The 12,877-nt window shown below is 61.0% G+C and carries 9 protein-coding genes and 1 pseudogene; 6 read left to right on the forward strand and 4 right to left on the reverse strand.

The window, feature by feature from the left end:
• Positions 1-36 precede the first annotated feature (36 nt).
• A complete protein-coding gene (locus tag ACOI7Z_RS18970) occupies positions 37-2,322 on the reverse strand; it encodes an ATP-binding protein (RefSeq protein WP_087848884.1) in 2,286 nt (761 codons plus the stop codon).
• Between the two features lie 179 nt (positions 2,323-2,501).
• Between ACOI7Z_RS18970 and ACOI7Z_RS18975 the strand changes: the two genes are divergently transcribed.
• The 4 genes from ACOI7Z_RS18975 (at position 2,502) to ACOI7Z_RS18990 (ending at position 7,071) form a co-directional block, all read left to right on the forward strand.
• The gene (locus ACOI7Z_RS18975; RefSeq protein WP_048296446.1) at positions 2,502-4,022 is read left to right on the forward strand and encodes a sugar ABC transporter ATP-binding protein; all 1,521 of its coding nucleotides are present in this window, start codon (positions 2,502-2,504) and stop codon (positions 4,020-4,022) included.
• Positions 4,019-5,017 (forward strand): ABC transporter permease subunit, encoded by a 999-nt coding sequence (locus ACOI7Z_RS18980; RefSeq protein WP_023291658.1) that lies wholly within the window; start codon positions 4,019-4,021, stop codon positions 5,015-5,017. The genes ACOI7Z_RS18975 and ACOI7Z_RS18980 overlap by 4 nt, the downstream gene beginning before the upstream one ends.
• A gap of 30 nt (positions 5,018-5,047) precedes the next feature.
• Positions 5,048-5,989: an ABC transporter substrate-binding protein gene (locus tag ACOI7Z_RS18985; protein WP_023319512.1), complete on the forward strand. Its 942-nt coding sequence runs from the start codon at positions 5,048-5,050 to the stop codon at positions 5,987-5,989.
• Between the two features lie 74 nt (positions 5,990-6,063).
• Positions 6,064-7,071: a carbohydrate kinase family protein gene (locus tag ACOI7Z_RS18990; protein ID WP_086075954.1), complete on the forward strand. Its 1,008-nt coding sequence runs from the start codon at positions 6,064-6,066 to the stop codon at positions 7,069-7,071.
• Positions 7,072-7,121: 50 nt separating this feature from the next.
• Here the strand turns inward: ACOI7Z_RS18990 and ACOI7Z_RS18995 are convergent, their stop codons facing one another.
• Positions 7,122-7,850 carry a response regulator gene (locus ACOI7Z_RS18995; RefSeq protein ID WP_044525150.1) on the reverse strand — a complete coding sequence of 243 codons (729 nt, stop codon included), beginning with the start codon at positions 7,848-7,850 and terminating at the stop codon, positions 7,122-7,124.
• A gap of 272 nt (positions 7,851-8,122) precedes the next feature.
• Here ACOI7Z_RS18995 and fdhF point away from each other — a divergent pair, with 272 nt between their 5' ends.
• Together fdhF and ACOI7Z_RS19005 are read left to right on the forward strand one after the other, a co-directional pair.
• Positions 8,123-10,270, forward strand: a complete 2,148-nt coding sequence (gene fdhF, locus ACOI7Z_RS19000; RefSeq protein WP_077598907.1) for a formate dehydrogenase subunit alpha — start codon at positions 8,123-8,125, stop codon at positions 10,268-10,270.
• Between the two features lie 197 nt (positions 10,271-10,467).
• Positions 10,468-11,154: a tetratricopeptide repeat protein gene (locus tag ACOI7Z_RS19005; protein ID WP_023291654.1), complete on the forward strand. Its 687-nt coding sequence runs from the start codon at positions 10,468-10,470 to the stop codon at positions 11,152-11,154.
• Positions 11,155-11,188: 34 nt separating this feature from the next.
• Here ACOI7Z_RS19005 and gltP read toward each other — a convergent pair whose 3' ends face one another.
• A complete protein-coding gene (gltP, locus tag ACOI7Z_RS19010) occupies positions 11,189-12,502 on the reverse strand; it encodes a glutamate/aspartate:proton symporter GltP (protein ID WP_087848885.1) in 1,314 nt (437 codons plus the stop codon).
• A 111-nt stretch (positions 12,503-12,613) separates the two neighbouring features.
• Positions 12,614-12,814, reverse strand: a pseudogene (locus tag ACOI7Z_RS19015) (hypothetical protein).
• Positions 12,815-12,877: the final 63 nt, after the last annotated feature.

Raw genomic sequence — 12,877 nt, forward strand, 5'->3', positions numbered from 1 at the left:
TAATCAACGGCATGCCGCCCGGGTAGCGGAGGAATCTCAAATCCTCGCGTACGCCGCGCTTAGCGCCTGCGCCAGCTGGGCGCGGGTAAAGGGCTTACGCAGCCACTCCACCTCCGGCAGGGCCGGGTTCTGCGCCGGGCGCAAATCCTGACCGCTGATCAGCAGCACCGGCAGCGCCGGAAAGCGGCGGCGGGCGGTATGGATCACATCGGCGCCGCTCAGGGCGCCGGGCAGCATCAGATCGCTGATCAACAGGGCGATATCCGGCGAGGCCTCCAGCAGCTGCAGCGCCGCTTCTCCGCTAGCGGTTTCCAGCGTCAACCAGCCCAGCTGATGCAGCTGCTCGCACAGCGTCTGGCGAACATCCTCTTCATCCTCCAGCACCAGCGCCAGCCGCTCTCCCGCCGGGATGGGTTCGTCTTCCACCGGCGCCACCGCCTTCCCGACCTCGGTCATCGCCCGGGGCAGCTGCAGCCGCACCGTCGTCCCCTGTCCCGGCGCGCTCTCCAGCGCCACCCGGCCGCCCGACTGGCGCACAAAGCCATACACCATCGACAGCCCCAGGCCGCTGCCGCTGCCGGTGGCTTTGGTGGTGAAGAAGGGTTCAAACACCCGGGCTTTCACCGCCTGCGACATGCCGCTGCCGTGATCGATCACCTCCAGGGCCACCATATCCTGCCGCTGGCCGCTGCTGCGAGTGACCCGCTGATTCCAGGTGCGAATTTTAATGACGCCCGCGCGCCCGGCCATGGCGTCGCGGGCGTTCATCACCAGGTTGATCAGGGCGTTTTCCAGCTGGCCGACGTCTATCCATGCCGGCCATGCCGGCGACTGCGCCTCAATCTCCAGGCTCAAGGTCGCCGGCAGGGAGTGGCGCATCAGCTCGCTGAGGTTCTCCAGCAGCGGCGCCATTGCCACCGCCTGGGGATGCAGCGCCTGCTTGCGCGAAAAGGCCAGCAGCCGCTGGGTCAGCAGCGCCCCGCGTTCCGCCGCCTTCAGCGCCCTGGTGAGGCGCGGCGCATCCTGCGCATTCGGCTCCACCAGCTCAAGGCTGCCGATGATCACCGCCAGCAGGTTGTTAAAATCATGCGCCAGGCCTCCGGTCAGCTGGCCGACGGCCTTCATCTTCTGGCTGTGCAGCAGCGCCTCCTCCAGCTCCTGGCGCTTAATCCGATCGATCTCCATTTGGGTGGTCTTCTCTTTCAGCAGCCGGGTGGTGTGCTCCAGCGACGCCGTATTGCGGGCGAAAACGTTAAAGGCGCGCGCCAGTTCGCCCAGCTCGTCGCGCCGCTGCAGGGCCGGCACCGAGACGTTCGGCTCTCCCTGAGCCAGCCGCGACATCGCCCGCGAGATAGCGGTCAGGTTAGAGCCCAGGTTACGGTAGATATACCACCCGGCGCAGCCGGTGATCGCCAGCGCCAGCAGCGTGGAAAGCAGAATAAACATGCTGATGGAGCGTAGCTCCCGATGGCTCTGCGCCGCCCGCTGTTCGGAGGCTTCCGCCACCCGGGTCACGTACTGATTGATGTCGTCGTTAAGCAGCGCGACCAGTGCTTTGATGTGGTACATGTACCAGCTGATCGTCAGGTCGCTCTCCTCCAGCTGGGCCGACAGCGGGGCAAGTTTCGCCAGCTCCCGGGTGACGTCGGGAAGAACAAACGCCAGCGCGGGATCGGCGCTATGGGCCGGCAGGTCGCCGCGCAGCTGGTCGAGCTGCAGAACGATCGACCGCGGCGTGACGGTATGGATCGCGGCGACGATCAGCCGGTCCATCTCGGCCAGCCGGCGAGGATCGATCGCCCGCTCCCCGCCGCGATCGTTAAGATCGGCGAGATGGCGCAGGTTGCTCTGATTCTGGTAAAGCGAACTCAGCAGCGCATTGCGCTGCTGATGGCGGCGCTGGCCGCGCTCCAGCATCTCCGCCACGCTCTGCTGCAGCGCGTTGCTGCGGCGAATAATACTGGCCACCAGCGCCTGCTCCTGCTGCGCCAGCGGGGCCGCCGCCAGCTGGGCCAGCGAGTGCTTCAGCGCCTGCTGCGTCGCCAGCAGCCGTTCCGCTTCGCTTTTGTACTCCAGCGCGCCCACCACCTGCGACAGGCGCACCGCCGCCGTGGCGACATTCGCCGTGTCCCGCGCCAGATCCATACTGCCGCGCATATCGTTGAGGGTCTGGCGCTGCACCTGCTCCTGCAGCTGGCTGGCGTGGTGAAAGCCGAACACCGCCACGCCGCTCACCAGCAGGGTGACGACCACCATCAGCAGATTAAAGGAGAGCAGGCGGCCACGGGCGCTGGTGAAAAACGGGTGTCGGCGAGCGGTCATAGCAACTCCGGTGAAGGAACGGTCGGCAGATAAGCGTGACGGTGCAGAAAATGACGCCGCGTAACTGTGATCGCGGTTAACTATTTATCACTATGACAAATATGAATGGATTCTGACATCCTGCATTTATTTTCCGGTGGTGGACTGCAGCTATTGTTCTCGCAGACAGGAGCGCCGTGATGACCGCCACCCCGGTACTGGAAATGCGCCATATCGCCAAAGCTTTTGGCAAATTCTACGCGCTGAAGGGCGTCGACCTGACGGTCTGGCCCGGCGAGATCCATGCCCTGATGGGGGAAAACGGCGCCGGAAAAAGCACGCTGATGAAGATCCTCGCCGGCGCCTATACCGCCACCAGCGGCGAGATCCTGATCGACGGGAAACCACAAACGATCCGCGGCCCCAAGGACGCGCTGGCCGCCGGGATCACGTTGATCTACCAGGAGATGCAGCTGGCGCCGAACCTGACCGTCGCGGAAAACATCTTCCTCGGCAGCGAGCTGGCGCGCGGTGGCCTGGTGCAGCGCAAAGCGATGCTCAGCCAGGCGCAGGCGGTGATCGACCGTCTCGGCGCCCAGTTCAAGGCCAGCGACCGGGTGATGACCCTGACCATCGCCGAACAGCAGCAGGTGGAGATCGCCCGCGCTCTGCACCGTCAAAGCCGCATTCTGGTGATGGATGAACCCACCGCCGCCCTCTCCTCGCGAGAAACCCAGCGCCTGTTCGACCTCATCCTGCGCCTGCGTGACGAGGGCATGGCGATCATCTATATCAGCCACCGCATGGCGGAAGTGTATGAGCTCTCCGACCGGGTCAGCGTCCTGCGCGATGGGCAGTATGTCGGCAGCCTGGTGCGCGACAAGCTCAATGCGCCGGAGCTGGTGCGCATGATGGTCGGCCGTCCGCTCAGCGATCTGTTCAATAAAGAGCGCGATATTCCCCGCGGCCAGCCGCGCCTGCGGGTCGAGGATCTGACCGATGGCGGCAAGGTTAAGCCCAGCAGCCTGGTGGTGCATGCTGGCGAAATCGTCGGCCTCGCCGGGCTGGTCGGCGCCGGACGCTCCGAGCTGGCGCAGCTGATCTTTGGCGTGCGCAAAGCCACCGGCGGGGTGATCGAGATCGACGGCGAGCCGGTGGTGATCCACTCGCCGCGCGAAGCCATCGACCATGGAATCGGCTTTCTGACCGAAAATCGCAAGGAGCAGGGCCTGTTTCTCGAACTGGCGGCCCAGGAAAACATCACCATGGCGACGCTGGAGCGCGACGCGACCTGGGGGATGCTCAATCGCCGTAAGGCGCAAACTATTTCCGATGACGCCATCCAGTTACTTAACATCCGCGTGCCGCACGCCCAGGTGCGCGCCGGCGGACTGTCCGGTGGCAACCAGCAGAAGCTGTTGATTTCGCGCTGGGTGGCGATTGGCCCACGCATTCTGATCCTCGATGAACCCACCCGCGGCGTCGACGTCGGCGCGAAAAGTGAGATTTACCGCATCATGAACGACATGGCGCGCCAGGGCGTCGCTATTCTGATGATCTCCAGCGAACTGCCTGAAGTGGTGGGCATGAGCGACCGGGTCTATGTGATGCGCGAAGGGACTATCGCCGGCGAGCTGCAGTCCGGCGATATCAGCCAGGAACAGATCATGACGCTGGCCACCGGCGTGAACGATTCTCACCTTAAGGCAGGGCAACTATGAGCATACCGAAAGAGACCTCCGCGCCGGTCGCGACATCCGCTTCGGCGAAAAAAATGCTGATGGGCGACCTGATGCAGACCGTCGGCATTCTGCCGATCCTCATCCTGATCGTCGCCGTTTTCGGCTTTATCGCCCCCAACTTCTTCACGGAAAGCAATCTGCTGAATATCACCCGCCAGGCCTCGATCAACATTGTGCTGGCGGCGGGAATGACCTTTATCATCCTCACCGGCGGCATTGACCTCTCCGTCGGCTCCATTCTCGGCACCACCGCGGTGGCGGCAATGGTGGTCTCGCTGATCCCGGAGTTGGCGTTGCTGTCGATTCCGGCGGCGCTGATGCTCGGCCTGCTGCTTGGGCTGTTCAACGGCGCGCTGGTGGCCTTCGCCGGGCTACCGCCGTTTATCGTCACCCTCGGCACTTACACGGCGCTGCGCGGCGCCGCCTATCTGCTGGCCGACGGCACCACGGTAATCAACTCCGATATCAGCTTCGAGTGGATCGGCAATGACTACCTCGGCCCGGTGCCGTGGCTGGTGGTCATCGCCCTGGCGGTTATCGCGGTGTGCTGGTTTATCCTGCGCCGAACCACCCTTGGGGTGCATATCTACGCGGTGGGCGGCAACATGCAGGCGGCGCGGCTGACCGGCATCAAAGTCTGGCTGGTGCTGCTGTTTGTCTATGGCATGAGCGGCCTGCTCTCCGGCCTTGGCGGGGTGATGAGCGCCTCCCGGCTGTACAGCGCCAACGGCAATCTCGGGGTCGGCTACGAGCTGGACGCCATCGCCGCAGTCATTCTCGGCGGCACCAGCTTCGTCGGCGGCATCGGCACCATCACCGGTACGCTGGTGGGGGCGCTGATTATCGCCACCCTCAATAACGGTATGACCCTGATGGGGGTCTCCTACTTCTGGCAACTGGTGATCAAAGGGGCGGTGATCATCATTGCGGTGCTGATCGACAAATACCGTACCCGACACCATCAAAGTGCATAACAACACCATCTTACCTGCGAGGAAAAGCGAATGCGTTTAAAACCGATAGTCACCGCGCTGTGTGCTGGCGCGCTGCTGGCCGCCGCCCCCTTTGCGTCGGCCAAAGAGCTGAAAGCGATAGGCGTGACGGTGGGCGACCTTGCCAACCCGTTTTTTGTGCAGATCACCAAGGGCGCGGAGCTGGAAGCCCGCAAACTGGCGGGGGATAACGTCAAAGTGACGCTGGTCTCCAGCGGCTACGACCTGGGCCAACAGGTGGCGCAGATCGATAACTTTATCGCCGCTAAAGTCGATATGATTATCCTCAACGCCGCCGATTCGAAAGGCATTGGCCCGGCGGTGAAGCGGGCCAAAGAGGCCGGGATCGTGGTGGTGGCGGTTGACGTTGCCGCCGAAGGGGCCGACGCCACTATCACCTCCGATAACACCCAGGCGGGCGAGCTGGCCTGTAAATACATTAGCGATCGTCTGAACAACAAAGGCAACGTGGTGATCATCAACGGGCCGCCGGTCTCCGCCGTACAAAACCGCGTCGAAGGCTGCGAAACGGAGTTCAAAAAACACCCGGATATTAAAATCTTGTCCTCCAACCAGAACGCGAAAGGCAGCCGGGAAGGCGGACTGGAGGTGATGACCTCCCTGCTGGCGGCCAATCCGAAGATTGACGGCGTGTTCGCGATCAACGATCCGACAGCGATTGGCGCCGATCTGGCAGCGAAACAGGCGCAGCGCAGCGAGTTCTTCATCGTCGGCGTCGACGGCAGCCCGGACGGCGAAGAGGCGCTGAAGCGTAAGAACTCGCTGTTCGTCGCGACGCCGGCGCAGGATCCGCAGGTGATGGCGGCGAAGGCGGTGGAAATTGGCTACAACATCCTGCAGGGCAAACCGGCCCCAACCGCGCCGGTGCTGATCCCGGTGACCATGATCGACAAAAACAACGTCAGTTCCTACAAAGGCTGGACCGTGAAATAAGCGCAACCCGGCGCACAATCGTTCCGCCGATTGTGCGCTACGCTTAACAGGTATGACGGCGCGGAGTAGCGATCATGGAACGTAAAGGGATTATTGCCGCAGGCAACATGCTGGTCGATCATGTCCACCAGATCAGACAGTGGCCGGAGCGCGGCTGGCTGGTGGAAATTATTCACAGCGAACGCGCCACCGGCGGCGCGCCGCTGAATGTCCTGCTGACCCTGGCCAAAATGCACGCCGGACTGCCGCTGCAGGCGGTCGGCCTGATTGGCGAGGATAACGATGGCGACTACATTACCGCCATGCTCGATCAGTACCATATCAATCGCCAGCTTGTGCAGCGCACCAGCTCCGCCCCCACCTCGATGACTCAGGTGATGACCGACGCCGAAGGCCAGCGCACCTTCTTTCACTCTCCCGGCGCCAACCGCCTGCTTGACCTTCCGGCCTTTGAGCCGCTGGATGCGCCGCTGAAAATTTTCCATCTCGGCTATCTGCTGCTGCTTGAGAGTCTCGATCGCCCCGACGAAGAGTACGGCACCCGCAGCGCGCGGTTGCTGGCGCAGATGCGCGAGCGAGGCTATGAGGTTTCCCTCGATCTGGTGTCGCGCAAGGGCGACCCGCGCTACCGCCCGCTGGTCCTGCCGGCGCTGGCGCATCTTGACTACCTGACCATCAATGAGCTGGAAGCCAGCGAGTTTAGCGGGCTGGAGATTCGTCTACCCAACGGCGAGCCGCACGTCGCCCATATCGCCCGCGCCGCCAGCGCATTGCTTGACGCCGGCGTGCGCCAGCGGGTGGTGATCCACTGTCCGGAGGGGGCATGGGGCGTCTCCCGTACCGAAGCCGGGCGCTGGGTGCCGTCATGGCGGCTGCCGCCGGAGGAGATTGTCGGCAGCGTCGGCGCCGGGGATGCCTTCTGCGCCGGCCTGCTGTACGGCAGCCACGAACGCTGGCCGTTAACCGACAGTCTGCAGCTGGCCCACGCCTGCGCCCGCGCCAGCCTGCAGGCTGCCAATGCGATCGACGGCGCCAAAACGCTCACTGAGCTACAGGCGTTTATTCAGTTGCAGAATAATTAGAAGGGTTGACTCCCCCAGCAATGGGCAGGCCGGTTAGACAGCTTCCCGCCCTACGCCGCCTTCTCGCTGTGGGTCACGTCGGCGGAAAAGACATAGCCCAGGCCGCGCAGCGTTTTAATCAGCGTCGGCTGATGCGGGTTCAGCTCGATTTTGCGCCGCAGGCGCATGATCAGCACATCGATGGTGCGATCGAACACCTCGGTGCTTTCGGTATGGGTTAGCGCCAGCAGCTGTTCACGGTTCAGCACCCGGCGGGCGTTCTGCGCCAGCGCCAGCAGCAAACCGTATTCTCCCTGGGTCAGCGGGATCGCCTGCTGCTGTGGGTTATACAGCTCACAGCGGGTGGTATCCAGCCGCCAGCCGTTGAACGTCAGGCCGGCGACGCCGCCCGGCGCCTCGCTGGCCAGCGCCCCGCTGCGCCGCAGCACCGCCTTCACCCGGGCGACCACCACCCGCGAACTGAACGGTTTGGCGATGTAATCATCGGCGCCCATCTCCAGGCCCACCACCACATCGGACTCGCTGCCCAGGCCGGAGAGCATCACCACCGGCAGCTCAGGCCGCGTGCGCTGCAGCTGCTGGAGCACCTGCAGGCCATGGGTATCCGGCAGGATCATATCCAGCAAAACCAGCGCGATGTCCGCCCGCTGCGCCACCGTCGCCAGCGCGTCGCCGCCGGTCTGGCAGACCAGCACCTCAAACGCGTGCGCGCCGAGCACATCGCTGAGCAGCTCGCCCATCGCTATGTCGTCATCAACCACTAAAATGACCGGTTTCATCTTTGCCTCTGCCCGCGGGGAGTTAGTGTCAGTCTGATCGATTCTGCAAGGCTGCGCCGACAAATTCCTCTTCCGGTGACATTTTTTCAAGCGCCGTCACATCTCCAGGGTATCGACACGTCAAATCTGTCGACAGGCTGTTTTTCGTCAGCATTTCGCCCAAAAAAGCCGCGTATCATCAAGGAATACCCACAATGAAAATATGGCATAGAAGATGCATAGTGACGGCGCGATAGCGCAAACGCGCCCATTGAATAACTGGAGCAAGACCGATGAAAAAAGTCGTCACGGTTTGCCCGTATTGCGCATCAGGTTGCAAAATCAACCTGGTGGTCGATAACGGCAAAATCGTTCGGGCTGAAGCGGCGCAGGGGAAAACCAACCAGGGAACCCTGTGCCTGAAGGGCTATTATGGCTGGGACTTTATTAACGATACCCAGATCCTGACGCCGCGCCTGAAAACCCCCATGATCCGTCGTCAACGTGGCGGCAAGCTGGAAGCTGTCTCCTGGGATGAGGCGCTGGATTACGTCGCCACTCGCCTCAGCGCCATTAAAGCCAAATATGGCCCGGATGCGATCCAAACCACCGGCTCCTCCCGCGGTACCGGTAATGAAACCAACTATGTGATGCAAAAATTCGCGCGCGCCGTTATTGGTACCAATAACGTCGACTGCTGCGCTCGCGTCTGACACGGCCCTTCGGTTGCAGGTCTGCACCAGTCGGTCGGTAATGGCGCCATGAGTAATGCCATCACGGAGATTGATAACACCGATCTGGTGTTTATCTTCGGTTACAACCCGGCGGATTCCCACCCTATCGTGGCGAATCACGTCATTAACGCTAAACGCAACGGGGCGAAAATTATCGTCTGCGACCCGCGCAAAATTGAAACCGCGCGCATCGCCGATATGCACATTGCGCTGAAGAACGGCTCGAATATCGCGCTGCTCAACGCCATTGGCCACGTGATTATTGAAGAGGATCTGTACGATAAATCCTTCGTCGCCAGCCGTTCCGAAGGCTTCGAGGAGTATCGCAAAATCGTTGAAGGCTATACGCCGGAGTCGGTGGAGGAGATCACCGGGGTCAGCGCCCAGGAGATCCGCGCCTGCGCCCGGATGTACGCCAGCGCCAAATCCGCCGCCATTCTGTGGGGCATGGGCGTGACCCAGTTCTACCAGGGCGTGGAGACCGTGCGTTCCCTGACCAGCCTGGCGATCCTCACCGGCAACCTCGGCAAACCGAGCGTCGGCGTCAACCCGGTGCGCGGCCAGAACAACGTCCAGGGCGCCTGCGATATGGGGGCGCTGCCGGATACTTATCCGGGCTATCAGTACGTTAAGTTCCCGGAAAACCGCGAGAAGTTCGCCAAAGCCTGGGGCGTCGACAGCCTGCCGGCACATACCGGCTATCGCATCAGCGAGCTGCCGCACCGCGCGGCGCACGGCGAAGTGCGGGCGGCGTACATTATGGGTGAAGATCCGCTGCAGACCGATGCCGAACTCTCGGCGGTGCGCAAAGCGTTCGACGATCTGGAGCTGGTTATCGTCCAGGACATTTTCATGACCAAAACCGCCTCCGCGGCCGACGTCATCCTGCCGTCCACCTCGTGGGGCGAGCACGAAGGCGTGTATACCGCAGCGGACCGCGGCTTCCAGCGCTTCTTTAAAGCGGTAGAGCCGAAGTGGGATCTGAAAACCGACTGGCAGATCATCAGCGAAATCGCCACCCGGATGGGTTATCCGATGCACTACAACAACACCCAGGAGATCTGGGACGAGTTGCGGCATCTGTGCCCGGACTTCTACGGCGCCACCTACGAGAAAATGGGTGAGCTTGGCTACGTCATGTGGCCGTGCCGCGATGAGTCCGACGCCGATCAGGGGACGTCGTATCTGTTTAAAGAGAAGTTCGATACCCCGAACGGGCTGGCGCAGTTCTTCACCTGCGACTGGGTCGCGCCGATTGACAAACTCACCGACGAGTACCCGATGGTGCTGTCGACGGTGCGCGAAGTCGGCCACTACTCGTGCCGTTCGATGACCGGCAACTGTGCGGCGCTGGCGGCGCTGGCGGATGAGCCTGGCTATGCGCAGATCAACACCGCCGACGCCGAACGGTTAGGCATTGAGGATGAAGCGCTGGTGTGGGTGAATTCGCGCAAGGGTCGGATCATCACCCGCGCGCAGGTCAGCGACCGGCCGAACAAAGGCGCGGTGTATATGACCTACCAGTGGTGGATTGGCGCCTGTAACGAGCTGGTGTCGGAGAACCTGAGCCCGATAACCAAAACGCCGGAGTACAAGTACTGCGCGGTCAACGTTGAGCGGATTGCCGATCAGCGCGCGGCGGAACAGTACGTGATCGACGAGTACAACAAGCTGAAATCCCGCCTGCGCGAAAGCGCGATGGGTTAAGGTTCGGCGGCCTGATCCGGCTCGCGCGATGCGTAGGCCGGGTCAGGCGCAGCCGCCACCCGGCTTACAAGCGGCGCCGTGTCCGCATACCTGCGGTAGGTAGAGAGAATCCGCTCTACCTACCGATCCCTGTCATTTTCTTCTTTTTCACCTCCCTTTATACTGCGCGCTATGTTCCTTGCTGATAATAAATACAAATGAAATACCTCTTTTTATTTTTACTGGTCATTACCAGCGGCGCAGCGGTGGCCACCGAACCGGGTAGCCGGTATCAACAGCAGGCGGAAGCCGGCGATCGACGCGCGCAATATTACCTTGCGGATACCTGGGTTAGCTCCGGCGATTATCAGAAAGCCGAATTCTGGGCACAGAAAGCAGCGGCGCAGGGCGATGGCGACGCGCTGGCCCTGCTGGCGCAGCTAAAAATTCGCAATCCGCAGCAGGCGGACTATCCGCAGGCCCGCCAGCTGGCGGAAAAAGCCGTCGAGGCCGGCAGTAAATCCGGGGAGATCGTCCTCGCGCGGGTGCTGGTGAACCGTCAGGCTGGCCCCACCGACGTGGCGCACGCCATCACGCTTCTGCAGGATGCCGCCCGGGACAGCGAAAGCGATGCGGCGGTAGACGCCCAGATGCTGCTGGGGCTGATCTACGCCAGCGGCGTGCACGGTCCGGAAGATGATGGGAAAGCGAGCGCCTACTTTAAAGGCAGCTCGGCGCTCTCGCGGACCGGCTATGCCGAATACTGGGCCGGGATGATGTTCCAGCAGGGAGAGAAAGGCTTTATCGAACCGAATAAGCAGAAGGCGCTGCACTGGCTTAACGTCAGTTGCCTGGAGGGGTTTGATACCGGCTGCGAAGAGTTTGACAGGATCAGTAAAGGATAAGAAAAAGCCCGGCGCTCGCGCCGGGCTTTGTGTTTTATTGCGCGGTTTTATCAAACTTGCCCAGCACTTCGCGTTCATACGCCAGCGCTTTTTTGCGGTCGAACTTATGCTCCCACTTGGCGATAACCAGCACCGCCAGCGCATTGCCCACCACGTTCAGCGCGGTACGCGCCATGTCGAGGATACGGTCGACGCCGGCGATAAAGGCGAGGCCCTCCAGCGGGATCCCGACGCTGCCCAGGGTGGCCAGCAGCACCACAAAAGAGACGCCCGGCACGCCGGCGATCCCTTTCGAGGTCACCATCAGGGTCAGTACCAGGGTGATCTCCTGCCAGATGGAGAGGTCGATGCCGTACAGCTGGGCGATAAAGATCGCCGCGATGCTCTGATACAGCGTTGAGCCATCAAGGTTAAAGGAGTAGCCGGTCGGCACCACGAAGCTGGTGATTGACGCCGGCGCGCCATAGGCTTCCATTTTCTCGATAATACGCGGCAGCACGCTCTCGGAGCTGGCGGTGGAGTAAGCCAGAATCAGCTCATCTTTCAGGATGCGGATCAGGATCCAGATGCTCAGGCCGCACAAGCGGGCGACAATCCCCAGCACTACCAGCGCGAAAAACAGGATCGCGAAGTAAACCAGCAGCACCAGCTTGGCCAGCGGCCACAGCGAGGCGAAACCAAAGGTGGCGACGGTCACTGAAATCAGGGCGAACACCCCGATCGGCGCATAGCGCATCACCATATGGGTGACTTTGAACATGGTTTCGGAGATGGAGCGGAAGACCGTCACCAGCGGCTCACGGTGCGTCGCCGGCAGCGAGGAGAGCCCCAGACCAAACAGCACCGAGAAGAAAATAATCGGCAGCATATCGCCTTTCGCCATCGACGCCACGATGTTGGTCGGCACCAGCGACAGGATGGTGCCCATCAGGCCATGCGCATGGCTCTGCACCTCAGCGGTGGTGTTCTGGTATTTCGAAATATCAACCGCCGCCAGCTGCGACATATCAATGCCCGTTCCCGGCTGGAAGACGTTGGCCAGGGTGATACCCAGCACGATCGCCACCGTGGTGATCACTTCGAAATAGATAATGGTTTTGGTGCCGATCCGGCCTAACTGTTTGGCATCGCCCACGCCGGCAATCCCGACCACCAGGGTCGAAATAACAATCGGGACCACGATCATTTTAATCAGATGGATAAAGATATCGCCCGCCGGCGTCAGCAAATTGCTAATCAACCAATCGCGACTTTCGGCGTGGTAATGCAGATAACTGCCCAAAAGGATACCCAGCACCAGGGCTAGCAAAATTTGCCAGGCCAGACTGACTTTTTTTGTTTTCTTCACTACAGACTTCCTCAATGAAAGGCACCATTCCTTTTCGTCATGGTACCCACTGCAGGGGGTATGAATTGTGTTGCGTTGCTTTGTGGGGTTATTTAACGCGCAATATCAGTATCATTTGCACGGCATGCTGCGCAAGCCTTTAAGAATAGGGCTTTCTTCTGGTTTTCTGCATAAAGTCACGAATTTTCCCCAGTTACAATGCATAAGTATTTGTAATAAAAAATATTTCACATCTTCCGTTTCTATAAATTCATTTACGCAATTATTTCACTTCAAAGTTTCATTTGACGAAATTTCACTCAGTTGAATCATTGCGTGATCTGCCCCCCAATTAACAAACAAAGCTGCCAAAACCCCTACTATTAACGTTTGTTT

Origin of the sequence: Klebsiella sp. C283 (assembly GCF_048822555.1) — a bacterium.
GTDB lineage: Bacteria > Pseudomonadota > Gammaproteobacteria > Enterobacterales > Enterobacteriaceae > Klebsiella > Klebsiella quasipneumoniae.

Excerpts from the sequence above, each read along its gene's own strand:
- ACOI7Z_RS18985 (WP_023319512.1), top strand. The coding sequence starts at position 5,048 with ATGCGTTTAAAACCGATAGTCACCGCGCTGTGTGCTGGCGCGCTGCTG.
- ACOI7Z_RS18970 (WP_087848884.1), bottom strand. The coding sequence starts at position 2,322 with ATGACCGCTCGCCGACACCCGTTTTTCACCAGCGCCCGTGGCCGCCTG.
- ACOI7Z_RS18975 (WP_048296446.1), top strand. The coding sequence starts at position 2,502 with ATGACCGCCACCCCGGTACTGGAAATGCGCCATATCGCCAAAGCTTTT.
- ACOI7Z_RS18995 (WP_044525150.1), bottom strand. The coding sequence starts at position 7,850 with ATGAAACCGGTCATTTTAGTGGTTGATGACGACATAGCGATGGGCGAG.
- ACOI7Z_RS18980 (WP_023291658.1), top strand. The coding sequence starts at position 4,019 with ATGAGCATACCGAAAGAGACCTCCGCGCCGGTCGCGACATCCGCTTCG.
- ACOI7Z_RS19005 (WP_023291654.1), top strand. The coding sequence starts at position 10,468 with ATGAAATACCTCTTTTTATTTTTACTGGTCATTACCAGCGGCGCAGCG.
- ACOI7Z_RS18990 (WP_086075954.1), top strand. The coding sequence starts at position 6,064 with ATGGAACGTAAAGGGATTATTGCCGCAGGCAACATGCTGGTCGATCAT.